The organism is Sphingomonas sp. SORGH_AS_0950 (genome assembly GCF_030818415.1).
Classification (GTDB): Bacteria; Pseudomonadota; Alphaproteobacteria; order Sphingomonadales; family Sphingomonadaceae; genus Sphingomonas.
Genome location: NZ_JAUTAE010000002.1, coordinates 21,343 through 46,618, shown reverse-complemented (window position 1 = coordinate 46,618; position 25,276 = coordinate 21,343). Strand labels below are relative to the sequence as shown.

The 25,276-nt window shown below is 59.3% G+C and carries 18 protein-coding genes and 5 pseudogenes; 10 read left to right on the top strand and 13 right to left on the bottom strand.

Features of this window, described 5'->3' with window-relative positions:
• Positions 1 to 294 precede the first annotated feature (294 nt).
• The 3 genes from QE385_RS18980 (at position 295) to QE385_RS18970 (ending at position 2,866) form a co-directional block, all read left to right on the top strand.
• Entirely contained in the window at positions 295 to 450 is a 156-nt protein-coding gene (locus QE385_RS18980; protein ID WP_307104923.1) for a hypothetical protein, read from the top strand.
• The gene (locus QE385_RS18975) at positions 447 to 1,121 is read left to right on the top strand and encodes a transposase (RefSeq protein WP_307104921.1); all 675 of its coding nucleotides are present in this window, start codon (positions 447 to 449) and stop codon (positions 1,119 to 1,121) included. Before QE385_RS18980 ends, QE385_RS18975 begins: the two co-directional genes overlap by 4 nt.
• 707 nt (positions 1,122 to 1,828) lie before the next feature.
• Entirely contained in the window at positions 1,829 to 2,866 is a 1,038-nt protein-coding gene (locus QE385_RS18970) for a hypothetical protein (protein ID WP_307104919.1), read from the top strand.
• Positions 2,867 to 3,127: 261 nt separating this feature from the next.
• Here the strand turns inward: QE385_RS18970 and QE385_RS18965 are convergent.
• A protein-coding gene (locus QE385_RS18965) for an IS3-like element ISGbe2 family transposase (RefSeq protein ID WP_307098189.1) occupies positions 3,128 to 4,335 on the bottom strand; the annotation gives its coding sequence in 2 pieces (ribosomal slippage) (positions 3,128 to 4,011 and positions 4,011 to 4,335; 1,209 coding nt in all).
• A gap of 17 nt (positions 4,336 to 4,352) precedes the next feature.
• Between QE385_RS18965 and QE385_RS18960 the strand changes: the two are divergent.
• From QE385_RS18960 to QE385_RS18950, 3 genes and pseudogenes are all read left to right on the top strand, one after another.
• A pseudogene (locus QE385_RS18960) lies at positions 4,353 to 4,813 on the top strand (IS481 family transposase); the annotation flags it as partial.
• Between the two features lie 90 nt (positions 4,814 to 4,903).
• A protein-coding gene (locus QE385_RS18955) for an IS630 family transposase (protein WP_307098127.1) occupies positions 4,904 to 5,850 on the top strand; the annotation gives its coding sequence in 2 pieces (ribosomal slippage) (positions 4,904 to 5,240 and positions 5,240 to 5,850; 948 coding nt in all).
• 105 nt (positions 5,851 to 5,955) lie between these two features.
• Positions 5,956 to 6,246 (top strand): annotated as a pseudogene (locus QE385_RS18950) (integrase core domain-containing protein); the annotation flags it as partial.
• Here the strand turns inward: QE385_RS18950 and QE385_RS18945 are convergent.
• Positions 6,243 to 7,505, bottom strand: coding sequence for a hypothetical protein (locus tag QE385_RS18945; protein WP_307104917.1), 1,263 nt, complete (start codon positions 7,503 to 7,505; stop codon positions 6,243 to 6,245). The pseudogene QE385_RS18950 and the gene QE385_RS18945 sit on opposite strands and share 4 nt — an antisense overlap.
• 160 nt (positions 7,506 to 7,665) lie before the next feature.
• Here QE385_RS18945 and QE385_RS18940 point away from each other — a divergent pair, with 160 nt between their 5' ends.
• The 3 genes and pseudogenes from QE385_RS18940 to QE385_RS18930 form a co-directional block, all read left to right on the top strand.
• Positions 7,666 to 7,797 carry a hypothetical protein gene (locus QE385_RS18940; protein WP_307104915.1) on the top strand — a complete coding sequence of 44 codons (132 nt, stop codon included), beginning with the start codon at positions 7,666 to 7,668 and terminating at the stop codon, positions 7,795 to 7,797.
• A gap of 190 nt (positions 7,798 to 7,987) precedes the next feature.
• Positions 7,988 to 9,067 carry a hypothetical protein gene (locus QE385_RS18935; protein WP_307104913.1) on the top strand — a complete coding sequence of 360 codons (1,080 nt, stop codon included), beginning with the start codon at positions 7,988 to 7,990 and terminating at the stop codon, positions 9,065 to 9,067.
• A gap of 19 nt (positions 9,068 to 9,086) precedes the next feature.
• Positions 9,087 to 10,098: pseudogene (locus QE385_RS18930) on the top strand (IS110 family transposase); the annotation flags it as partial.
• A 252-nt stretch (positions 10,099 to 10,350) separates the two neighbouring features.
• Here the strand turns inward: QE385_RS18930 and QE385_RS18925 are convergent.
• Both QE385_RS18925 and QE385_RS18920 read right to left on the bottom strand, forming a co-directional pair.
• A pseudogene (locus QE385_RS18925) lies at positions 10,351 to 10,940 on the bottom strand (IS481 family transposase); the annotation flags it as partial.
• A gap of 78 nt (positions 10,941 to 11,018) precedes the next feature.
• Positions 11,019 to 11,271, bottom strand: a pseudogene (locus QE385_RS18920) (transposase); the annotation flags it as partial.
• Between the two features lie 173 nt (positions 11,272 to 11,444).
• On the opposite strand from QE385_RS18920, the gene QE385_RS18915 reads away from it, so the two are divergent.
• Positions 11,445 to 12,539 (top strand): acyltransferase, encoded by a 1,095-nt coding sequence (locus tag QE385_RS18915; RefSeq protein WP_307104911.1) that lies wholly within the window; start codon positions 11,445 to 11,447, stop codon positions 12,537 to 12,539.
• A gap of 30 nt (positions 12,540 to 12,569) precedes the next feature.
• Here the strand turns inward: QE385_RS18915 and QE385_RS18910 are convergent, their stop codons facing one another.
• The 9 genes from QE385_RS18910 to QE385_RS18870 form a co-directional block, all read right to left on the bottom strand.
• Positions 12,570 to 13,634, bottom strand: coding sequence for a glycosyltransferase (locus QE385_RS18910; RefSeq protein ID WP_307104909.1), 1,065 nt, complete (start codon positions 13,632 to 13,634; stop codon positions 12,570 to 12,572).
• Between the two features lie 36 nt (positions 13,635 to 13,670).
• Positions 13,671 to 15,068, bottom strand: coding sequence for a right-handed parallel beta-helix repeat-containing protein (locus QE385_RS18905; protein ID WP_307104906.1), 1,398 nt, complete (start codon positions 15,066 to 15,068; stop codon positions 13,671 to 13,673).
• A gap of 227 nt (positions 15,069 to 15,295) precedes the next feature.
• Positions 15,296 to 16,417, bottom strand: a complete 1,122-nt coding sequence (locus QE385_RS18900; RefSeq protein WP_307104903.1) for a glycosyltransferase family 4 protein — start codon at positions 16,415 to 16,417, stop codon at positions 15,296 to 15,298.
• A 17-nt stretch (positions 16,418 to 16,434) separates the two neighbouring features.
• Positions 16,435 to 17,541 carry an acyltransferase gene (locus tag QE385_RS18895; protein WP_307104901.1) on the bottom strand — a complete coding sequence of 369 codons (1,107 nt, stop codon included), beginning with the start codon at positions 17,539 to 17,541 and terminating at the stop codon, positions 16,435 to 16,437.
• A gap of 111 nt (positions 17,542 to 17,652) precedes the next feature.
• The gene (locus QE385_RS18890; RefSeq protein ID WP_307104898.1) at positions 17,653 to 18,672 is read right to left on the bottom strand and encodes a hypothetical protein; all 1,020 of its coding nucleotides are present in this window, start codon (positions 18,670 to 18,672) and stop codon (positions 17,653 to 17,655) included.
• A 173-nt stretch (positions 18,673 to 18,845) separates the two neighbouring features.
• A complete protein-coding gene (locus tag QE385_RS18885; protein WP_307104895.1) occupies positions 18,846 to 21,095 on the bottom strand; it encodes a polysaccharide biosynthesis tyrosine autokinase in 2,250 nt (749 codons plus the stop codon).
• 14 nt (positions 21,096 to 21,109) lie between these two features.
• Positions 21,110 to 21,844, bottom strand: coding sequence for a polysaccharide biosynthesis/export family protein (locus QE385_RS18880; protein WP_307104973.1), 735 nt, complete (start codon positions 21,842 to 21,844; stop codon positions 21,110 to 21,112).
• Positions 21,845 to 21,873: 29 nt separating this feature from the next.
• Positions 21,874 to 23,295 carry an O-antigen ligase gene (locus QE385_RS18875; RefSeq protein WP_307104893.1) on the bottom strand — a complete coding sequence of 474 codons (1,422 nt, stop codon included), beginning with the start codon at positions 23,293 to 23,295 and terminating at the stop codon, positions 21,874 to 21,876.
• Between the two features lie 184 nt (positions 23,296 to 23,479).
• A complete protein-coding gene (locus QE385_RS18870) occupies positions 23,480 to 24,856 on the bottom strand; it encodes an exopolysaccharide biosynthesis polyprenyl glycosylphosphotransferase (protein WP_307104970.1) in 1,377 nt (458 codons plus the stop codon).
• Positions 24,857 to 25,276 lie beyond the last annotated feature (420 nt).

Here is a 25,276-nt window from a genome sequence, read left to right as displayed (position 1 = left end):
ATTTAACATAAGAAATATTATCAATTTTAGAATAGCGGTGCCAGATTCGAATGACACCATCTTGCCAAATGGAAAGAGCACCATTGATGTTTGGTTGATGATGAGATCCTTTCGTTGGAATGGAAGGAGGCCGTACGTCACGGGAGCGCTACTACGACGCACGCCGTCCGAGTTGCAAACAGCAATCGCAGGCTTTGCTCGCGGCCCTGAGTCATCCCGTAATTTGTAGCTGCTTCCTCTGACCGGCTGAGCGGCACACCTTCTGGTTGTCAGACCCGAAGGAAGGAAGCAGCTATGAAGCACTATGCCGGAATAGACCTATCGATGGAAACGTCGCACGTCTGCATTGTCGATGCCGAAGGGCGCAAGGTCGCGGCGGAAGGCGTGGACAGCACGCCGGAAGCGAACGCCACGCTCCTGGAACGCCATGGCCCGTGGAACGCGTGGTGATCGAGACCGGCCGGATGACGCCGTGGGTCGCGCGGGGCTTGCACGCGCTGGGCGTCGCGATCGTGTGCGTCGATGCACGGCAGGCGCATCAAAGCCTAAAGGCGATGAAGGCGAACAAGACCGATCCACATGATGCGGCAGGCCTCGCACAGTTGGCCCGGACCGGCTTCTACAAGGAAGTGCACGTCAAATCGCCGACGTCGCATGGGGTGCGCTCGGTGATTACCGCCCGCGCGCATCTGGTCGAAGCACGTGTCCGCCTCGACAACGCCATCCGCGGCCTCTGCGCCACCTTCGGGATCAGGCCGGGGGCAGGCCAGGGGGCACGGTTCCTCGTACGGGTGCAGGCCGCCATCGCTGTCCCGGGTCTCGGCGAGGCGGTGGCCGCGCTGCTCCGGCCGCGGGTCGGCCTGGTTGATGAGATCCGCCAAATGGACCGCGAACTCAAGGCCATCAGCATCACGTCTCCGCCTTGCCAGGCGCTCATGAGCATTCCGGGCGTCGGCGTGCAGACCTTGGCCTCGGCCTCGGCCGCGGTCGCCGCCGCCATCGGTCCGGCGAACTCGACTGGACTGGCCAGATCACCAAGCAGGGCGACGGCACTGTCTGCAAGCTCCTATACGAAGCAGCGAACTCGATCCTGCCTCGCACGCGGCAGACCTTTGCACTGAAGACCTGGGCGCTGAAGATCGCAAAGCGGCGCGGCCTCAAGAAAGCCCGGGTTGCGCTCGCCCGCAGCCTTGCCGTCATCATGCATGCCATGCTGCGCGACGGCACCTTGTTCGAGGCCTGAAATACGGTAAGCCCCCCCCTCGCCAGCGGTGACGCTCTCCAGCTGACCCGATGGCGGTGTCCCGCGAGGGAACGCAGGGACGGACGATCTGCGAAGGTTATCAGATGGGCTGCCAAGCCCGCTTCGAGTCAATGCAACGTCCGGCCTTGTGAGACCCGATACAGCACCACCGACCAACAGGTCGGCGAGTGCGGACAGATCCTAGAGACCCTCAAGCGACGACCGACGAGTGGACGCAAATTATAGATCCTGAGCCTAAGGCGGGACGGGAAAATCCCTTGGGCCGCTGCCGCAACCCAGCCTCCCAGTAGTCCGCCAAGCGATCCTTAATCCACTTGGCACGCTCTCCGCCCCACGAAATGCCCTTACTGCAGACGCACCCCGGACAAAGCGTCAATCACTCTTCTACCAAAGTGGTAGGGACCATGATGGGCTATAAGCGCTATAGCGGATTGGAATGGCCCAGCTATAGGACACCGTGTACGATCCCTATATGTGGGCGTCCTTCGCCTTCGGCCCCCTCCGGTGCCTTCTGATTATCCAGTTTTAGGATCTGCATCACACATGTTGAAGCGAATAACGTCAATGGTCGCCGATGCCGCTCGGGTGTGGATTTCGTCTCAGCCGGCGCTCCGACGCGAATATAATATCGTTCGCGAGGCGGCAGTGATTTTCTCGGATCATCCTCCCGAAAAGCGGATCGTTGTCGATATTCCGTCCAACTATCATCCGCATAATCTATCTGTAGCTCAGACAGATTTAGGAATCCTAGCGCTTGTTCGCACAGTAAATTACACCTTATCGAGGTTTCTTCAAAGAATTACTGTTGTAGGTGGGCCATCTTCTGTCGATTCGGAAAACTGGGTCGTCCATTTCGATCGAGATATGAATATAAAATCGACCGAAAAGCTTGATGAGGGAAATTTCCGCAAGGCAATTCCAGAGGCGAAGAACGGACTTGAGGATCCCCGAATATTTATCTTCGATAAGCAAATCTACGCAATCTGGTCTGCGAGCAATGTTCGTTCCAAAGACTGGACGGACGTTCGCAACACAATGGTCGTAGGTCGAATAGAAGGTCACAAAATCACTGGGCTCTGCCTGGTTTCATCGCCCCATGGGCAAAGACGTGAAAAGAATTGGATGCCTTTCGTACGCGATGGGAACATCGAGATCGTCTATGACGCCGCTCGCATGGAAACCTATGCGCTGCCCCTGCCCCATGACATGACGCAACCTTCCCGCATCGAGCCTCGAGCTACCGGGATATTACATGAGGGAGCGGAGGAGCTAGCCGGTTTTTGTGGATCCAGCCAGCTTATAGAGTGGGAAAATGGCTATGTCTTCGTAGTCCATTTCGCTTGCCGGAAATTGCGCAGTGCCTCCGTAAAGTTCATGCCATTTTACTATCTCAGCCAGCTCGTTCACGTCGATCGCGACATGCGCCCGCTATCGATGTCGCGTCCGTTTTTCTTCGAGAAGAAGGGGACGGAATTCTGCGCTGGTCTGATCGTGGATGCGAACCACGCGACGTTCTCGTATAGCATTGATGATCGGGTCAGCGTCATTGCCCGCATGACGATCGACCGGTTCTGCAAATTGGTGACCCAGGTTCGGTTTTAGAGGTTGCTATGAACTTACGGCGAGTGCGGTAGCTTGTTTCATCATGATACAGGCGAAAGCGACGACGTGAAGTGTTTGGTCCCACGGTTTGATGGTGCGATCCCTTCGTTGGAAAGGAAGGATGCCGTATGGGTCAGGTACGTCACGGAAGCGCCACGACCACGCACGCCGTCCGAGCAGCAATACAGCACGCCAAGCTTCGCTCGTGACGCTGAGCCGTGAGTTGGGGATCTGATCTGGCCCCCGTTTCACCGGACGGATTCAGGCGGTTGCAGAAACCAGTGCGCGATGTTCGCGCGGTGAACGCATTTTGAGCCCTGAATGGGGGTGGTTGTCGTTGTAGTCCTCGATCCATCCGGCAAGCGATGTCAACGCGGTGGGAGCATCAGGCAGCGGCGAGACGCGGACGTAATCGCGCTTGAGGGTATGAACGAAGGCCTCCGAGATGCCGTTGGACTGCGGGCTGCGAACGGGCGTGAAGCAGGGTTTGAGGCCCAGCTGCCGGGCAAAGGTGCGTGTTTCGCGGGCAGTATAGGCCGAGCCGTTATCGGACAGCATCTCGACCGGCACGGGCGCGCGCATACCGCCGAAGCGGGTTTCCACGGCTTCCAGCATGATGTCGCGCACGTCCGAGCCGCTGATGCCCGCATTGGCGATCGCGCGCCAGGCGATGATCTCGCGGTCATGGGCGTCGATGATGAAGGCGCCGCGCACGACCTCGCCGTTCCAGCAGGTGAACTCGAAGCCGTCCGAGCACCAGCGCAGGTTCGAGCGGATCGCCACCACGACGCCGTCATGGCCATAGTCGGCCCGCTCGGTGTAGCGCCGCGCCAGCAGCAGGCGGTCCGCGGCCATGATGCGATAGACGCGCTTGTGATTGACCGGCGCCAGTCCTTCGGCGCGTTGCTGTCGATTGAGGACTGCCGCGATGCGGCGGTAGCCGTAGGTGGGCCGCTGCGCGGCGATCTGGCGTATGCGGGGCAGCAGGTCCGCGTCGTCGGCCTTGGCGTACGGCCCGCGCGTCCGGGTGCGGCCGGTCAGGCGGTCGTACACCGTCGAGCGCCCGACCCCGAGCGTCTTGGCGACCAGGCTCACCGGATAGTCTCCGGCAACGGCGAGTGCATGAGCAAGCTCGCTTTTTTTGGGCGTGAGCGCTCCAGCGCCTCCTTCAGGATCTCGACCTCCAGCGTCTTGCGGCCGAGCTGGCGCTCCAGTTCGCGGATGCGGGTCTCCATCTCGCGGACCTGGCGATTGCTGGTCACGTCGTCGTCGCCGGCGACCGCGACGCTCCCGCCCTCCAGCATCAGCCGCCGCCAGCGGTACAGCAGGTTCGGCGCCACGCCGTTGCGGCGTGCCACCACCGATATGCTCTCGCGACCATCGAGCGTCTCCTCGACGATCCTCAGCTTCTCAGGCGTGCTCCAGTGACGGCGACGACCGCCGTCGGTGATGATTTCGGACACGGACATAAGCCTATGCTTAGGGGATAGCCCCAAGCCTCCTTCTTAGGCTTGAATCCGTCCGGTCGAAATGGGGGCCAGCTCAGGATCACCCCGAGACGGTCGCGAAGTGGCGTAAGAGGGCGACGGTCGAGGACCTGAAGGCCCCTCATTCGATAACCCTGTCCGAGGCCGAGGAGGCAATGGTTGTGGCGTTCCGGCGACACGCTGCTGCAGCTGGCCTGCCCCCGCGTAGGCGGGGGACTGCCTCTACGCCCTGCAACCGTCGCTCCCGCATCTGACGCGCTCCGCGCTGCACCGATGCCTGGAGCGGCACGGGATCTCCCGCCTGCCGGACATCGAAGGCGACAAACCGAAGCGGCAACGCTTCAAACGCTACCCGATCGGCTTCTTCCACATCGATATTGCCGAAGTGCAGACTACCCAAGGCAAGCTCTACCTGTTCGTCGGCATAGACCGCACGAGCAAGTTCGCGGTCACTCAACTAGAGCGTTTTCCGGCCGACCTGAGTCGACGGGGGATTCCCATGGCCGAGCTGATCTGATTCACGGTGCTGGCTGGATGGAGGCCGGCATTGATGGGCAAGCCGTTGTCGATGGATCTACGATCGCGAGCGCTGGCCGCGGTTGACGAGGGGATGAGTTGCCGGGCTGCGGCGGTGCGGTTCGGTGTGGCGGCCGCGACGGTGATCCGGTGGCACGACCAGCGCCGCAGCACGGGCACCTATGCCGCCAAGCCGCAGGGCGGGGACACGCGGTCGCGGCGGATCGAAGCGCATGCGCCCACGATCCTGGCGCTGCACGAAGCGCGTCGCGACATCACGCTGGACGAGCTGCGTCGCGAGCTGGGTCAGGCGGGCGTGACGGTGGCGATCTCGACGCTGCACCGCTTCTTTGCCCGTCACGGGATCACGCGCAAAAAAAGACCGGGCATGCGATCGAGCAGGATCGCGCCGACGTCCTGAGTGCGCGTGAGGACTGGTTTGATGGCCAGCTCGACCTCGACCCTGCGCGGCTCGTCTTCATCGACGAGACCTGGACGGCGACCAATATGACCCGCAGCCACGGCCGCTGCCGGCGGGGCGAGCGGCTGCGGATGGGTTACCCACATGGTCATCGCAAGACGACCACGCTGGTCGCTGGCCTGCGCATGACCGGCATGATCGCGCCGATGGTGCTCGACGGCCCGATCAACGGCGACTGGTTCGAGGCCTACGTCCGACAGGTTCTCGTGCCCGACCTCGGACGCGGCGACGTGGTCATCATGGACAACCTGTCCAGCCACAAGCGTGCCGGCGTCCGTGAAGCCATCGAAGCCGCAGGCGCCCGCCTCATGTTTCTCCCGCCCTACAGTCCCGACTTCAACCCGATCGAGAAGGCCTTCGCCCGCCTCAAGGCTATGCTGCGCAGGGCCGGCGAACGCACCGTGTCGGGCTTGTGGTCCCTCATCGGCAGGTTGGTCGATCTGTTCCAACCACAGGAATGCGCCAACTACTTCACCTCCTGTGGTTATGATCCAGACTGATCAGAATCCGCTCTAGTCGGCAAGGCTGACAGGCGTACAGCTGAGCAGCCCCGCAACCGGAAAACCGCCTGGTCCCGCCAAATGCGCTTCGACATCATCTGCGAGGCAAACGACATCGAGCACCGGCTCACCAAACCGAACCATCCTTGGACCAACGGACAGGTCGAGCGGATGAACCGCACCATCAAGGAGGCGACCGTCAAACGCTTCCACTACGAGAGCCACGACCAGCTCCGGACGCACCTCGCCGACTTAATGGCCGCCTATAACTTTGCCCGCCGGCTCAAGACGCTCAGCAGGCTCACACCCTACGAATACATCGCTAAGATCTGGACGTCAGAGCCAGACCGGTTCATCGTCGACCCGATCCACCAGATGCCGGGACTGAACACCTAAGCCGTTCGCCTCGCATTGTGCGAGGGAAGTTGAGTTTCCCGCCGCCAGATGCTGTGCACCCAAGGTATGATGGCAAACAGGATAACAGCGAGAAATCCGGCAAACATTATCGTGCTCGACACTCTCGACAGCATAAAATTGTTGGTGGCAATCAACATAGCGAAGACGATGTTCTGCCAAATGAACGGCTCACGTTTGTTGGCCCGCACGGCATAGGAGAAAACGTTGATGGCCTGAAAGGCAACGCAGCTCGCCATCAGAAATGCCAGCGCGGAAAGATTGCCGATGCGCTGCCCATAAAAGGGAAGCATAATCTTCACCAAGGCGACGGCGACAAGGGCGGCCGCCCCAATCGTAAAAGTGAAGGCAGTGGATTTCAGGACGATGCGGCTGGCGATGCGACGAAGACCTTCGACATCATCGCGTGCCCAGAGTTGCGCGAGTTTCGGCATCGAGGTTTGCAGCCAGGCCTGCCCCGCCATGTTGGCGAAGGAATAGGCCTGGATGAGAATGCCGACCCGTCCGCCTTCAATTGCACCCTGATAGTGAAAGATGAACGGCACGAACGACTGGTTGATGATCAAGTTCGCGATCCAACTCACACCGATCTTCCACTGCACGGGCCACACATCCCGCCACCAGCTGATGACGTTATGGCCGGCCGTCTTCGTTCCGTGGAGGCGTAGGATCGGCAGAAGTGGCGGAACATACAGCGCCAGTAGCACCACCGACACGCAGGCCTGGGACAGTGCGAGCGAGTAAAGGCCCAGCCCGCATGTCATTGCGGTCCAAAGGACGATGCACGACAGCGCGGTCGCAATGAAGGCCGCTCGCTGCGACAGATGCATCAGGTCCATGCCTTCCAAGATTGCGCGCAACGTATAGACGATCAGGTTCGTCGAAATCGCCAGGACCAGAAGCGCCCAGGGCATTTGCCACGTCAGCGTATTGGCATTTGGGGACGTACGGAAAAACACCCACCCGCCCACGCCGATCACCAATATCGATGCGGCGATCATGAACGATGTCCAGATCGAGGCAACGCGCAAAAGAGAGGCGAGGCGTGCCTTGGTGCGATCGGGAGCATGTACGCATCCATCGATGACCTGTACGTTGACCCATTCATGGCTCATAAATTGGGTAAGCAGGAAATTGAATCCGAACTCTGCCAGCGTCATATAGGCGATGAAGTTCAAAAATGCGTAATAGAAACCCTGTTCAACAGGACGAAATACAGTCGTTATCAGGACGAGGTTCACAGAAAAAGATACGACCTGCCATACTCTCGAATATAGAAAGTAGGAAACAGATGATGAAGGATTGAACTTCGAAAATTTTCGAAAAAACACTGATTCCTCCAGCCGGAACCTCAATTTTTGAGATGAGCGTCGGTTTTGTGACAGGTGGGGATGCGAAAAGATGAGATGGACCGATCATGCCCATGATCCGCGAATACGGCGCCTGCATGTAGGCATTTTCGGCAAAAAAGAAAGCGTGATCGAGAAGGGACCGGCGGTGATCGCTAAGCCGGCGTTTTTCCTGGCTTCCTGAATAGGCCATGGGCGCGCTAAGGACGTCAGTGCTATGATGTGGCGGTTCGCTTTAAGGGAAGAATGATGTCTTGCACGGGTGATTCCGCTTTTCCCATAAGGGCCTTACCCCAGGGCCTCGCCATGTCGCAGCTTGTCATGCGCCACCTGAGCGGCAACCGGAATTTCATTGTTTTCCCGGACGATGCAGAATGACGATGTCCACCCCGATACACCCCCATCGATCCGCCAGGAATGTTGTCCGTCACGTACGGGCATGGCCGCTTTGGCCACGCAACCTGGCGATCGTTCTGTCCGGAGCGTTGCTGATCGCTGCCATCATCGTCGTCCCCATATTGTTTCCCCTCCAGGCCGGCGACGCCGAGACAGTGGCGACGATGGCGGGAAGCGCGGACTCGCCCGAGGCGTTCGACGGCTATGGCTTCATGTCGCTCATCTACGCCCACACCAATGCTGGCCTGCGCAATCTAATCCTTTTCGGTTTCGGTGGTGTCCTGATCGCCATGTTCCTGTGGTGGCTGCGAATGCCGCGCATGCTGGCAATCGCCGGCTTTATGCTTCTGGCGCCATTGAGCTTGTATCTGCCGTTCTTCGTGAAAGACACGTTTACGATCCCACTCGCGATCGCGGCAACATTTCTCCTGACCCGCGGGCGTGTTTCTGTGTGGGTAAAAGTGGCGGGCGTAACCCTGTTTTACGCCGCCTATGCCGTGATATTCCGGCAATATTATCTGCTGATTATTCCGGTATGGCTTTTCCTTCTTCTGTTCATAGAAGCACCAATTTCGTGGCGAATGGTGCTTTTGGTCGCGATTCCGATCGTCATGGCGCTCGTTCCCAAGGAGGTATACGACACCCTTCAAATGCAAAGAGATATGGTGAATATGGCACGTGCCGGATTCGCCGGTGAAGGAAATCGAAGCGCATTCCTAAATCTTGTTGAACCCAACGGCGTATTTTCGTTCATCGCAAATTTCTTTTACGCCGCCTTTCGGCTCAACCTTCCTTTTGATAGATTGGCACCAAACAACATTTTCCTTTTCCTGAATGTTTGCATATACTTTTGGCTTTCCTTTTCCGGAATGCGCAGCGCCAACCGAATCGTATCCTGGCCGTCTTCGCTGTTTTTTGCACATATCGTTGTCATTACGATCTTCGAACCCGATCTTGGCAGCTATCTGAGACACGCCAGTACCGCGATTCTGTTGCTTGCCTCCAGCTTGGCCATGTGGGACAGCGTGTTTCGCCAGAAAATCGACAGGAACGCCTAGAAAACTAGGGGCTTCTCAGTTCGAGCTGCGCCTCATCTCGTCGGTGGCGCTCGCCCGAACGCGCGAGGCGCTGCACAACGGCTGGGATAAGAACGACACCAAGGACGCGCAAGTCATCCTGCACATGCTGCGGATCGGCGCGACGCAGCGCTACGTCGACCCGCTCGCTGCGGGCATCAATGACCTGCAGGAGATCTCGAAGACCCACGAGACGATCTCTCGGATGAAGACGCAGACCTGGCACCGGATTCTGACCCACTACCTGCCACTGTACTTCCCCGAGATCGCCCGCTTCGCAGGCAATAGTCGGTCCGACTGGTTTCTCGCGCTCATCGAGCGGTTTCCGACACCGGCCACCATCACGGCCCTGGACCGCGAGGCGTTCTCGGCCGCGGCCTGGCCGCTTATCGGCCGCAAGGTCTCCAAGGCACGGCTCATCAACGACATCTACGAGACGGCGTCCGCCTCGGCAGCACTGCCGGTGCCGGAAGACTCAGCAGCCATCACCATGTTCCGCATGGTCATCGCGCAGGGGCGCAACCTCATCCAGCAGCGCGACGCGATCGAGCGGCTGGCCCATAGCCGGCTCGCCGATGACGTCGATTACCAACTGCTGCGCAACATTCCGGGCATCGGTCCCATCAACGCGCTGACCATCCTGGCGGAGGCCGGTAATCTGCGGCGCTTCAACCATCATCGCCAGTTCCGGAAGTTTTGCGGCCTCGATCTCGCGACCTGTCAGTCGGGCACGTTCCGAGGCCGCACCAGGCTGTCCAAGTACGGCAACGCGCGCATGCGCCGCACCTTCTAGATGGCTGCCCAGGTCGCCGCGCGTCAGCGCGACAACAGCTTCCGCGACAAGCTCGGACAGTACACTGCCGGGCACGCGGACAATGCCGACCGTCGCCGCAAGGCGATGACGGCGCTCACCGCCAAGATGGCGCGCGTGGCTCACGCCGTCGTCAAGACGGGGACGGAGTACCGGCCGTTCCTCGAACGGTCGGATGCCAGGTGGAAGGCCCCCTCTCTAGCCAAGTGCCGTGAGGGCGCTCGTCGGGCGACCCTGTAGATAATGTTCGGGCCTTCCACCTGGGTGCGTATCTCGTTTTAAGGACAGTGAGGACCACGGCCGCCCCGGTGCCGCTGGATCCTATGTTTGCTATGGCAGGGAGCGATCCCGTTGACGGCGGGAGCCATCTGGCTCAGAATGCATGCCGCGCCGATGGTTATCGGCGCTTGGATATCTGCTGGCCAAAACCCGCCGCTGCTTCCCGACATAGGACGTTGTCGGTCAGCACGATGTGGATACGGTAGGCACGGCCGCGACCAGATTGCGCAGGAACTGCGCCGCGATCATTTTGCCGCCTTCCTGATGCAGTTCGACGAAGGCGAACTTACTCGTCCGGTCGATTGCAACGAACAGCCGCAGTTTGCCCTCGGCCGTCTGGACCTCGGCGATGTCGATGTGAAAATAGCCGATCGGGTAGGTCTTGAACTTGCGCTTTGGGGTCTTGTCGCCGGTGACCTCGGGCAGACGGCTGATCCCGTGACGCTGTAGACAGCGATGCAACGACGAGCGTGTGAGGTGTGGGATCGTCGCCTGTAGCGCGTACAGGCAGTCATCCAGCGGCAGTAACGTATGCCGGCGGAAGGCAACGATGACAGCCTCCTCCTAAATGGTCAGCACCGTCGAATGCGGGTCTTTCGGCCCGGTCGGCAAATCCTTGACTGCTGTGCGCTTCTTCCACTTCGCCACGGTCTTTTGGTTGATGCCATAGCGCTTCGCCAGAGTTCTCAGGCCTTCTTGACTATGTTGTATCGCTCGACGGACTGCCTCTGTCGTGCGGGCGCTCCCGTGTAGAACCTGTCCCATAGTGCATCCTTTCAGGCTTGCGCCGATGATGCACCATCAAATGCCGGGATCAATAGACGCAGTGCTCCTCGTGACCACGCCTACACCCATCAGCGCGTCGAGCAGCTTAAGCCAGAAGCCCCGGCGCGCCCAGCAATTGAACCGGTTGTAGATCGTCGTGGATCGCCCGTAATCGGCAGGGCAGTCGCACCCAGCGGCAGCCCACCTTCAGTACATGCACGATGCCCGAGATCACCCGCCGATCTCTACCTGCCGCGCGCCGGGGCTGGTTCTTCGGCAGATGCGGCTCGATCGCCGTCCACGCCTCATCCGACAACCAAAACAGCGCCATACTCCAATCCCCCGAATCTAAACGCAAGTTAATCAGGAAAACCGCGATTTCTCAATATGTTGATTGAGTTTCAACTTTAGGGCGGCCATTGAGCCATACAATGACTGGCAAAAAAATCATTTTCTCAATATGTTGATTGAGTTTCAACTTTAGGGCGGCCATTGAGCCATACAATGACTGGCAAAAAAATCATTGGACTTCAGTGGCTAAGAGCGATTGCCGCTCTATTGGTTCTGATCGCGCATAACCACGACGTGATGTACCAATATAACATGCAAATCTATGATGGATGGATCGGCGGCATTGGTGTAGATATCTTCTTTATCATAAGTGGCTATGTAATGTTCAGCCTTATGGCTGGCAAGCCCAGAGGGCTGACAACTGCCTATGATTTTGCTGCAAGACGCATCGGCCGCATTATTCCGATCTATTGGTTAATGATCGCGGCGGTGATTTTCGCTTGGTCGATGACCGGAGCCGACATGTTCAGTGACCTAAACGACAGGTCGGGTATTCGGCGGATCGTGCTGAACCTTTTCTTCATCGACAAAAAACCGATCGTTACGGTCGGCTGGACGCTATCATACGAAATGCTGTTTTATGCACTCTCGACAATAGCCCTGGCGTTCTTTCGGCACGGATATACCAGGCTGGTTTTCATCGCGGCTGTACTTTTTCTTTGCTTTATATTTCGTACCGTGTTCAATCATCCGGGTTTCATTCCCGGGAAACCCGTGGCGCTGGAATTCGTGGCAGGTGGCCTAATCTGGGCCCTATTATCACGTAAGGCCGTCAAGATCTCACCCCTGGTCGGTGTTGTTACGGCGATGGCCGGGTGCGTTGGGATCGCCATGCTCTATGGCAACCATGCGCTCAATCACGGCGATATGGGGTGGTTCGCCTCCGCCACCCTGATCGTGCTGGGCGTTCTGATCGCTGAACCGTATTTCGCGTCGCTGCGATGGCAGCGCCCGGCCGATTTAGGCGATGCCTCTTATTTCCTGTACCTGATCCACATCTATGTGGTCATTCTGGTGAATTACCTGGTCTTCGGCGTGGTGGGCGCTCATAGCTCGATCGCCGCAATGGCCGTGACCTTCACCTGCATCGTGGTCGCAAGCGAAATTGCCCTGTATGGATACTGGTATCTCGAACGCCCTCTGACCCGGGCGGTGACCCGCATTTTGGTAGCCTTGCCTTACGGTCGCAGCAGTGCAAACGGCGAGGTCAACAAGGAATTTCGTTTTACCCGCCGCCCAGCAGAATAGCGGCGGGTGCTCTACGGGTTGCGTAGCCCCTTAAGCCACGACGATCGGGGTGAGTAGATTTTGCGCGCTATACAATTCGCGAACTGCTCCCTCGAACGGGTCCGACTGAAGCGTAAGTTGGTAAAGTGCGCTCTCGCTGGTCGCCAGGCCAGTACGCACCGCGCGTTCCAGAGCATCAAGATCCCCAGCAGCGACAGCAATGCCGCCCAGCGCGGGCAATTGGTTGGCCAATCCCCCGACGGCAAATCCGATGGGCATCGCGCCTCGCGCAGCCGCAACGGGTGGTGCGCCGGACTGGGTAGCGTTGTGATACGGCAAGAGCAAAACCTTTGCCCGGTCCATGAAACCGATCATCTCCTCGTCCGAGATATAGCGGTGCTCGATCACGAAGATGTCGGGATTTTCGCGCATCCGCTCGAGCAGTGCGGCTGGGATATTGCCCGCGCCCGCAAGCACGAAGCGCGCCTCGCCGCGCATTCGCAGGCCCAACTCGACGAAATTGTCGATCCCCTTGTACGGCTCCATCCGGCCGAAGAACAAGACCTCCTGCTCTTTTTGAAACACCGAAGGCTTGGGAAACGACTTTGAGATATCGGGCAGAGGAAAGACGTGAATCGGCTTGCCTTGCCCCTCGTCGACGATAGGCAGATGCGCCTTATCGTGAATGTTCAACTCGTCCGCCAACTGGCGCGACAGGACTCCTAGGCGATGGGTCGCGACATCCAACCGTGCGCACGGATGCGGCAAGGGGTCGTGAACCGTGACCAGGCTCCGTATCCCAAGTATCCGGGCGAGCAGCAAGGCCCACAACACCATCGGACGATTTTCGCCATTGATGATGTGCAACAATTCGAAGTGGCCCCGAATCATCGTGAAGGCGATACGCAGGAAGGTGAACGGACTGACCTGGGCCCAGGCCACCGCCCATTTGCTGCCGCCCCGAATCTTCACGATGGGATATGCCGTGTCGATATCGACATGGTCGGGCGCAATGACCGTCACGCGCGCGCCCGCGATCGCGGCCTCGTCCAGGAGGCGCTGAAGATAAAGGCGCATGCCGATCCGCACCATCGGTGCGAGAATAACTATATTCATTCGATCACTCCCCGTTCGATGGCAGCCGGCAGTCGCCTACTGATCGAAACCGATATTGTTCTTCAGCGCCACGCGCAGGCCTTCGCCGAATTGCACCACCCTCGCACCCGCCTCGGTGCTGATGTTGTTCTGGACGATCGCGTTATCGCGCCCGGCGAATGACAGGTTCATGCCAGCCACCCGGTCGAGGACGTTGTCGGACAGAATCGCCGTTTTATTCCCCGCGCTTTCAATGCCATGGGCGCATTGTTCGACCACGTTACGCGCGACCCGCATCAGGCCGGGATTGTTCTGGCAAGAAATGCCGAAATCCGCCGTCCCGGAAACGGTGCAGTCCGCAACATCGGCACGATCGGTCGCGATCACCGCGATACCATAGTGCCATGGTCCTTTCACACGATTGTTCTTGATCTGGACGTCCGAGACATCGGTGGAGAAGATGCCCACCGAACCCCGATTGCCAGGCTGATCGGCGATGCAACTGTTGTTGCTGATGACGATGCCCGTGATGTCGCTCTGTGCGGCGCGGACGGCGATGCCATAGTTGTTCGCCCGTCCGAGTTCGACGATATTGTCCGATATCCGCACGTCGCGCTGCGCCACGCCAAGACTGGCATAAACCAGGATGCCCGCGCGGTCGGGGCTCCATTCCGCGCCATCGGTAGGCGCCGGCGCCGGAGAGTCATGACGCAGGACGTTGCCGATCGCCACCGCGCGGCTGCTGGCACCGACCAGCCAGATTCCGTCCCATGTCCAGCCCCGGCCGTAATTGCCGACGATGCGCACGCCACGAATACCCTCGGCGGAATAGCACCGCCGGAAACGGCCGCTTCCGTCAGGCGAGGGGATGACGATGTTGCCGGTGATCTCCGATGCGGCGTCGTGATCCGGATTACCGGGCTCCCTGGCATCGGCCCCGATTGCCTCGACATGAATCCCGATCCGGCAATCATTCACCTTGCCGCCGATCCCAGGGGCCGCCTCGACCACATTGCCGATGATGCGTGAACGCCCCCCCCAGTCGGTGATCCCGTCGCCGCGATCCTCTCCCCCAGTTCCGATCACGACGCAGCGATTGAAGGCGAACAGATTGTCGAAGAATTCGCCGGTCGAATCGGTCGTCAGGCACATCTGGAAATCGACGATCGTACAGCCCCTCACCTGATTGCGATGGCCGCGCAGCAGAACAGCTCCGGTTCGTGGCCCGGTCTTGGCCTGGACCCGTCCGGGATTCACCGCCTGAATATTCTCGACGATACAGTCGCTGGCATCGATCCGGAGCAGCGTCCGACCCAGGAGCGAGGAACCCGCCACCAGCGTGCCATGCCCGTCGATATGCGTACCATCGACCGTGACGATTAGCGTGTCGGATACCAGATAACGATGCCCCGCAGGCAGAAAGAGCGCCCCACCCTGCGCCGCCCAGCGTTTCAACGCGGCGGTGGAATCGCGCTGACCGGACGGATCGCCACCAAAATCACTCGGCGTATGGCGAGCGCCAGAACCTGCATCGCCTTGCGAAAAGCCGGCCTTTATGGAACCGAGACCGGCCATCGTCGTACCCGCCAAGATTCCACGTCGTGACAGATCGCTCATCCAGGTTCCTTCAATGTCGAACACCAACCCCCAGGCCGGATTGCCCCTCAATGTCAGCGAGCAGGCTAATCACATAACGACCTGTACAAAGCCTCGGTTTCGCTAACCATACGCGGACCGTTCAGCTGCCCGCTGCGATACAGGGCTTGGGCCGCCATTTCTGCACGGCGGCCCGGATTTGTAATGAGTTCTAGTACGATTGCGGTCAGTTCCTCGACCGCGCCCGGTCCGTTCGACGTGATGACCCCGCATTGGGTGTCTGCGATCACATCGCGCGCACCAGCGACATCGGTGGTGACGATCGGCACCCCGGCCGCGAGGCTTTCCAACATTACATAGGGCAGCCCCTCGTAACGGCTGGTCATCATCAGCATATCGAAGCCGGGCAGATAATCGCTCGCCCGCAGCCCCCTCAGCCTGATCAAGCGTTCCCGAAGCGCAGGCGCCTTCAGCAGATCGTCCAGCGCCCCGGCATTCTCGCCGTCGTCCATCATCACCGCATAGGCTGACGTTGCCATCGGCAACAGGCGGATCATCGCTTCCAAAAAGCGTTCCGGGCTCTTCTGCGCGGTCAGCCGCCCGATAAAGCCGATCACCACGGCGTCCGACGGCACACCTAGCGCCTCTCGCGCCTCTCGCCGATCGGCGCTTACCGGATCGACGACTCCGTTCAGAATGACGTGACAGCGACCGGGTGCAATATGGCGGCGACGGGCGAAATCCAGTTCTTCGTGCGACACCGTGATGACGGCATCGGTACGAAGATAGCCCAGCATCACCTCCGCGCCGTCGAACACGCATCGCGTCACCAACTTTGCTGAGGGATCCAGCCCCCGAAATGCGTGCGGTGTATAGACCCGTCGCGCCCCGGCGACGGGGATCAGCCGAATCAACGCTCCGGCCTTCGAGCTATGGCCATGCACGATGTCAAAGGGTCCGGCCGACAGAATGGCGCGCGCGAGATCGCGTGCGGACCGCAAATCATGCATCCCAATGCTGCGGTGCATGTCAACCGTCTGAAGCGTGACCGACAGAGCCTCGAGTTCGGCCACGTAGCGCGGATCGGCGCGCAGGGGCGAATAGATCACATGGACGTCATGGCCTCGCCTTGCCAGTCCGGCACACAGATCGATCATATGACGACAGGACCCGCCTGCTGCGGATTCGATCACCTCACAGATGCGCATCTTACCCGATCTATCCGTCATGGGACACGCGGCCCGCGATGGCTGCCGCGCACCCGAAGCACCAGAGGGTAGCGCAGCAGCGCAAGCGGTCGGCGATGCAGGGCATCGAGAATAGGCCGCTCGAGCAGTACATAGGTCAGCCCCCCCATCACGATGGACAGGACCGTTCCAGCGACAATGAACGAACCCGTGGCCCAGCCCAGCTTGCGCCACACGATGACCAGCAGGTTGATGGTGAAGGGATGGGAGAGATACAAGGCGTAGGAGCTGTCGCCTAAGAATCTGAACAAGCGCGACAATGGCCGGTCCCCCGCCTGCGGTCCCAGCGCTGCGCCAGCCACGATCAGCAAAGCGGGGCTACCCGCGACCAGCCAGCGCCACGGCGTATTGAGCAACAGCATCCTACTCGTCACACTCAGTAGCAAAATCGCGACGACGATCAGAAGTAGTCCGGTTGGGAAGTTGATCACGCAGCCGCGCAGGACCGCCTGGGCCAAAAGAATACCTAGGACGAATTCGATCATGATCGGATCGGTCCAGAATACCAGGGGGGCCCATCCGTTCCGGGGCACCACCAACCCGATCAGCGTCAATGCCAAAATGACCGCCACGACCGTCCCTAGCGAGTAGCTTTTGGGTACAAGCAGGGTCAGAGCGAAGATAGCGTAGAACAGCATCTCGTAATTGAGCGTCCAGCCCAGCGCCAGCACCGGTTGGATGCCGCCCATCGAGTCCCGCACTGGTATAAACAGGAGCGACGACACAAGCTGCCAGAGCCCGCCTTCATGGTGCGCCAGGGAGCTCGGCGTGAGCGTAAACGCAAGCACCATCAGAAGGGTAAATATCCAATAGAGCGGAACGATCCGCGTCAGGCGCCGCTTGACAAACTCGACCATCCCGGCCGGCCCGTGCAACTTCTGCGACGACAGGACCATGATGAGTCCGGAAATCACAAAGAAGACATCGACGCCGACCGCGCCGTCGAACCAGCGGGGCCGGTCGGCGCGGTCGACGATATGCTCCAGTCCTTGATGGGCCTCGTGCTGAACATGGCTCACTACAACGACCAGCGCCGCCCAAAAACGGGCGATCTGAACATTGTTGAGGATGATGGGCTTCTTCATTGGATAGCTGCGCAGACACGGGCCGCACAGCTCACCCGATAGCGGACCATCGCCATCACTTCAATGACCCGCGCTATACGGTCTTCGGTAAACCTAGACATACAATGCTGATCACTTCGGGGTGAGTTTGACGTCAGAAAGACGGAAAGTCGTCACGGCGCCATCCAGAGGGCCCACGCCCTCGATCACCACCCAGGCGGCGATGCATCCATCAGGCACCGTCATGTCGAAAGCTGTCCGGCTGGACATCATCTTGTCCTCATGCATCAAAACGGTCCCGTTGATGCAGTTGACGGTCATCGACAATTGCCCATCGCTCCCGCCCGAACCGTCGACTGAGATCGTCCGCGAAAGGCGATAGCGTCCCGGCTCCATCATCACCAGTTGACGGGCGACCCACCCCCTGCTCCCGGACGGAAGGTCGATACGGAGCGCCCATTTTCCGCCATCGCCCTGTTCGCGAACGGCGGATATGCCCCCGGCATCGTTGAACGACCAGTCGAACGGCGGCAAAACGGGATCGGTCGAAAAATCCCCGTCGGCCAGCAATGTGGTCTTCCCTTTGCCGCCAACGCGGCGATAAGTGGCATAGGCCAGCCGTGGATCGCCGAGTTGGACGATACGCTGCATCCCCTGCACGAACAAAGCTCGGTCCGCGAGGTGATCCAGCTGGAGCCGGGACGCCGCCAGCAGCGTCGCGATACTGCGAGCATTCTGCCCGTTCAGCACCAGAGCGGTGAGAAAATCTCCCTTCCACATGGGCTGTTGCGCCAGGAAAGGCGCCAGTTCGTGGGCAATACCCTCGTCACCGACAGCCGCCACCAGGATCGGCAGCAAGGTCGTCCGCGCCTCTTCGCTGGTGCGAAGAGCGCGATCATAGTGGACGAGCGCCGAGCCGACGTCACCGCGCTCGACATTCGTTTGAATGAAGAGCAGCTGCGTCGCATAGTCGCGGCGCGACATGCGCTCGCTTAGATTCATGAACCGTTCGGCCACCGCCGGATTCCGGTCACGAAGAACAGCAATCAGCGCCATCGCCCGGGCTGCAGCCGGGATAAGGGCCTGTCGGCGCAACGCCCTTTCGGCCATTGCCTGCGCGAGCGAGTAATCAGCCTGCCCGGGCTTGGTCATTAGCAGAGCGCTAGCGTTCCCGTTCGCCGTTGCCGACCATGGCCACCACGTGAGTGCCCCCAGCGGATTGGACGAGGCGAGAACGCCCGCTACGCTGACAGCCAGCGACAGCGGGACCAACAGGATTCCGCATACAATGACGACGATTATCCGTAACCTTCCAGCTCGGAAGGTCATTGCGCACGACCTTGCAGTTCGGCCCCGGCCCCGTCCTCGGCCTCGTCGCCATAGCCATAATGATAGTTATAGCCGTACCCGTAGGAACTGTTGCGTGCATCATACTTGGTCATCAGCGCGCCGAGAACGTGGGCCTGCGCGCCCTTCAGGCGTCCAACCGCGACCTGCGCCACCGGCCGCCGGGTAGCCTGCGAGTCGAGCACGAACACGATTCCCTCAACTACGCTGCCGATCAACGGTGCGTCGGCCAGCCCCATCACCGGCGGTGCGTCGATGATGATATGGTCGAAATCCGCCCGGAGATCATCGAGGAGCTTGCGGAACGCTCCCCCCGTCAACAACTCGGCGGCATTGGGCGGCTGCGGTCCGGCGGTCAGGACGGACAGGCCCGGAACCTGAGCGGGGAACCAGAATGTCCCAGTCTGCCCCGACAGATGGTTGCTCAGCCCCCGCTCGTTCTTCTCGCCCAGCATATGGTGCACCGACGGCGAGCGCATGTCGCCATCGATTAGCAGAACCCGGGCTCCCGTTCTGGCCAGCGTATAGGCCAGGGCCAGGCTCGTCGTCGACTTGCCTTCTGCGGGCTGGCTGCTGGTGATGGCGATGGTGCGGGGTATGCCCTGCGAGGTCGAGAACGACAAGGCCGTCCGAAGAGACAGATACGCCTCAGACAGCGCCGATTTGACGTCGAGCAGCGTATCCTGAATCTTTTCGCCCGAGACCTTCGGCGTCGTGCTCAGGAGCGGGATATGCAACCCGCGAGGGATGTCGATCGGATCGCGCAGGCGATCGTCCATCTGTTCGATCACGACGGCAGCACCGATACCGAGCAGCAGACCGGCCAGCAAGGCGATCGACATGTTGATCAGCGGGCGTGGGCGAGACGGCTTCAGCGGCAAATCCGCATTGTCCACGATCGCAATATTGTTGACACCCACGCCACCGGCAATGCCGATCTGCTTGTAGCGCTGCAACAGGCCGTCATAAAGTTGCTGATTGGTATCAACATCGCGGTGATAGATGTTGTACTGAATGCTACGCCGGCGGAAATCGAGCATCCGCGTTTCATATTGCTTGACCTGGGCGCGAAGGGCGTTTTCGCGCGCGACACTGGCATTATAAGTATCGCGCAGCGCCCCGTTGAAGCGCGATTCTTCCTTCGAGATCGCCGCGTCAATCTGTTGGATTTGACGGCGAAGAGCCACGGCGGGCGGATATTCCTGGTCGAATTGAACCAAGATCTTTTGATATTCGCCCATAAGATCGGCGCGCCGCACTCGGAGCTGCGCAATGCCGGAGCTTTGCAGCGCCTCGCTGGTCTGTGAGCCCTGGCTGTTCGCCAGCCGGGTCTGCGCCCGGATCCGGTCAGCCGTCGCTTGCGCCAGTTCCTGGTTGATCGCAGCCAGATCGTCGGCGACCAGCGGACGCTCGACGCTCGTACCATCCTTGCTGCCCGATCCCGTCGGCAAGTTCACAATGGCTTCGCGCGACGCATAATCCACCAGCGCCCGTTCCGACTGGTCGATGCGCTTGCGTAGATTCTCCAGTCGGCCCTCCAGGAAATTGCGGGCATACGCCGTGGTATCGAACCGGCGCGCCAGCGTCTGCTGGATGAACTGTGCGGCCCAGGCATTCGCTACCTTCTGCGAGAACGCCGCATCGGGGGACGTGAAACTGATCGTCACCAGTCGCGACAGGCGTGCCGGGACGATGTCGACGTGATCGAGCAGAATATTGCCAGCTTCGTGCAGACGCTCATCGCGCGTGGAGGCACCTGGCTTCAGGCGACCGCCTTCGAACCATGACTCCGCCTTGCTGAACGAAAAGCGTTCGTAGAAACGGGGATCATCGACTAGCGACAATTGCGTCGCGACGCGTTCAGCTAGCGACTGTGACTTCAACAGGCCATATTGCGTCTGGTAAAACTCGTTATCCATCCACTGGCCGCTATCGCTCTGCTTGTCATCGACCGAGGCGAAATTACGACCTTCACGCTGGATATCGATCGTGCTGGACGCGGTGTATTGCGGCGTCGTGAGAATGGTGACCAACAAACCGACCAGCAGCGTGAACAGAATGAAACCGCCCACTACCCACTTGCGACGACGCAGCAGGCTCAGCAGCTGATTGACTAGCGACACGCCGCTGTCCGTGGCATTGTGAACATGCGCAATCGCGCCCGGCAACCAGCGGTCGCCTTCCTGATGGCCGCCACCGGCGACTGCAACTTCCTGTAACGAGCTCATGCGGGATGCCCCAGTCACCGTGTTATCAACGCGACAATCGGCGCCGTTAGAAGGGCCGATGCGCCAATGAGATCCTTAAAGATTCGGCGACCACGCGACTCACCGACCTCGATCACATCGTTGGCATAGATATCGGGGTCAGGATAAGCGCCTTGGCGGATCGCCCGCAGGTCGTACAGTGCCGCCATGTCGCGGTTGTTGACGCGCCGATAGATGACGACTTCGTCCTGCTTGCTGAACTCAGTCAGTCCCTCGGCCTGCGCGAGTGCCCGCATCAACGTCATGCGACCCATGACCGGGTAATTGCCCGGCTTCATGACCGATCCGCCGACCGTGACGATCTGCGAAACGGTGTCGGTCAAATTCACCGTCACCTTCGGATCGCGGACATAGCTGCGCCGCAGACTTGTAGCGTAGCTTTCGCCGAGTTCGATCGGCGTTTTGCCAGATGCCTGAATCGGGCCGACGAGAGGCAACGAGACATAACCGCTAGAATCAACCTGGATCGAACGCGAAAGCTCGGGCAGGCCGAACACGTCGATCTGCAGCTTGTCCATCGGACCAATCAGATAAGACCGGGGCGGAATGATGAGGTCCGTCGTCTTCGGGGGCGGCAACTGCCCTGGAACGACCATCGACAGATCGGTCCTAACAGGCGCGGGTTTCGATGCACACCCCCCCATGAGAGTGGCCGTCATCAAAACGATACCGCCCAGCGAAAAATCTCGTATTTTTGACATAAAGCCCACGGTCAAGACAGCGGCGCCCTCCCTACGGCCTAGTCTCGGCTTTGTAAACCAAAGTCTCCGACAACTCTTTGCTTGCCGTAGCTCATCCACGCTGCCGCCATCGCAAAAACAAATGCAAGAAGTGGAGTTCTCAATGGATAATCCACGACACTTTCCAAAAGGAATATCAGAATGATTGCCCAGCCGGTTCGAGCCTGCCAGATCGAGAAACCTTTTTCCGATTTCGAAAAGAAAGTCCGATATCCCGTCACACCCCAGTAAATCACTCCAACCACTACAAGAAAAATAGCGACGATACCACCATTCATGAGGATTTCGATATATTCGTTATGGGCATGGTTGAAATATGTCGGTTTGAGGTAACGGTCTGGCTCCGCTTGCCGAAAGATAGTGTCGAACGATCCAAACCCACTTCCGAACGGTAGATACTGATTCGCCAGCTTCAGTATGAAGCTACTATAGGTTATTCGAAGGTCATCCGCCGCGTTATTCTCGATCAAGCGCGAAAATGCGAAGCTTCGGCCAGCGACTGTTACTATAACTACCGTAAGAAGGAATATGCCGATCCCGGCGATCGGTAGATACTTGCCCCACTGCCCGCCTATCTTGCGAAAATCGGACAGCGGCGCGATTACGAAAGCGCATGCCATGCCGACGACCGCAAGTACGAGTCCCGCCCGCGATCCAGTAAGCAGAATCGCTGGAATAAAGATGATCCATCCGCCCAGCATCGCCAGCAGCCGTCCACGCTGGATGGCAAAGGAACGCGCCGGCAGCAGCGACCATAGTCGCAGGATAGGGAAGCCGCAGGCCAGCAGCGCAGCTTCGTGATTGCGGTTTGCCAGGAAGCCGACCCCGAAACCAGGGTAAGTTCGATTATATAGGTATAATCCGCTGTCTGTGCCCTGACTGACCTGCAAGCCGCCCAAGACCGCCGAACAAACCATGAAGCCTATAACGATGTGCAGCATGGTCTGCGGTTTTCCCCGCTCAGCGATCGCAACCCCGAGCAAGGCGCAGGCCGGCGCGGTGAACCAGAACGCGGACTGAAGCGTCAGATCCGGGGTCAGCGACAATGGTCGCCACGGCGCTGCGCCACCGAGCGCTCGGTCGACCGCAATATCAAGACTGCGGCCGGGGAGTTTCTCCCAGAGCGATGGCGGTAATGGGACGAGTTGGACGACGACCAGTGCGAACGCCGCCAGCAGAAGAGCCAATGGCCATTTCTTGTCGGCCATCTCCGCGCGATCGACTGACAACGCCATCGCGACTAGCAACAACGCCAGAAGCGGGCGGACATAGATCAGCGATGCCACTTCGACCCGGTTTGATCCGCCGCCCAATATGACCACGATGAACGCCATGAAAAACAACAGGTGGTGACGCCAGCCTGCGAGAGCGCCGCTTTCCGCCCAGGAACGGGTAGTCCGATGTTTCAGATGCTGTTTCATTAGGCGGCTTTCACAGATGCGCGGTGAGCCTGGTGGTCGACAAGCGCTACCCCTCTGAAAAGGGATAGCACTCTGTGTCAAGGTGACCTTACGCTGCGACGGCTTGGCGCCGCAAGGCTACGGGTCGGATACGCTCACCGCCCGCAGGCCCCGCCCCCCGAACCAGCCAAACTAAATGCTCGTCTCAAAAGGCATTTCTGTGGATCAGAACGCCGAAAGTCTTGATGATCAACGAAATATCCCGGCCCAGCGACCATTCCTCGAGATAATCCAGATCGGCCTGAAGTCGATTCATCAGATCGAGGCTGGTCTCCGTATTTCCGCGGAAACCCTTTACCTGTGCGAGACCCGTCAGGCCAGGCTTGACCGCATGCCTGCTCCAGTAATGCGTGGCGACCTCCCAATAGAGTGCGTCGCCAGCCAGCGCCCCCGTCGCATGGGGTCGAGGTCCTACAATGCTCATGTCGCCACGAATCACATTTAGCAATTGCGGCAGCTCATCAATACTGGTTGCCCGAATGAACTTGCCAATTCGAGTTACGCGGGAATCGTTGCGCGTTGTAAGCTTGCTAGCATCATGATCAAGGCGGTCAGTATACATGCTACGAAACTTATACATGGCGAACATTCGATTACCCATGCCGATACGACTTTGCTTAAACAAAAATGGCCCGGGGGAATCCAACTTTATCGCCAATGCTACCGCACCCATGAAGGGTGAGAGGATGATCATCGCGGGAATGGCTAAAGCCAAATCTAGGCACCGTTTCAGGAACCTATCTACCGGAGTCAGTGGCCCTGACGCGATCAGCGCCGTCGCGGTGCCATGGTAGCGGTTGTGGGTTATGGCACCTATCTCATCAAGTTCTGGCGCTAGCACTTCAACGTTGATCCCCGCCCCCTTTAAGGCCAGGGCCCAGGCGCCACGCTGGCCCGGCTCGCAAGATACGATGACCCGATCGACGCCGTTGATGATCTTTCCGAGCCGATCAAGCATTGCTGGCTCGTTGATATCCGGCCTTAGGCCCAGTCGGGCAACGTCGATCTTCGGCGCATTGCAAACGGCTGGCGGCTCCAGCCCGTCGACCAGAACGATCTCGCTCTGCGGCTGGCCGTCGAGCTTTCGATAGGCATAGGTCGCGAACAGAGCGCGCCCGATGACCAGGAACGCGACGCTCACCAAACCGCCAGCCAGGGCCAATCCACGAGACAGTTCATCGGATGCCTTGAGGAAAAACAAAGCAAGAATGACAGTGGCGGTCGCGAAAATGAACGACAGCCCAGCACGGCTCATGCTCCATCCAGCATTGATAACGGTATTCAGCCGATAGGAATGCTGCCGTGCCGCGAATGCATAATAGACAGGCAATAGAAGCGGGAGGAATATCACTAGGCGCTTATGGTCGATCTGTCCCAAATAAACCAAAGCGACCGCGACCATGCCGAGCGATATCGCAAAAAAATCGAACACTGCTAGCCCCAGCACCAATCGGGTGCGGATAGCCTGCTTCGACGGGGCGTCCGTCAAATTTGAGCCAATCGCGGACTGGTAAGCAATCACCAAGAAAATGCTCCCGAGGGTTTTAGAGGAGTCGGAGGATAGCGACGGCGTGTATCGCAAAAGCTCCGCCCCGTCACCTGATGTCGTTGGTTCTATTATCAGAAACTGAACTGCTGCCAGTTTCACCGTCAAACACCGACTGCAGCATGGAAATCGATGTCCATTCAGTCCGTTGAGATACGCACTTCCCCGGCCCACCCGTGTAGGGATCAGGCTACGTCGGGTACCACGCCTGGCCCGAAGATGGCCGGCTATGGTCCATCGAGGTAACCGGAAGACCTGCAGCCCATGTGTTCCACCCGACAGGAGACCCCGGCGAGCAAGCCGGTCACTTGATTTGGCGCAAACGCCGGAACAGAATGAGATCGGATTGGAAAACGCCCCGCCCCCCTCGCTGACAAAAGGCGCAACATGATCGCC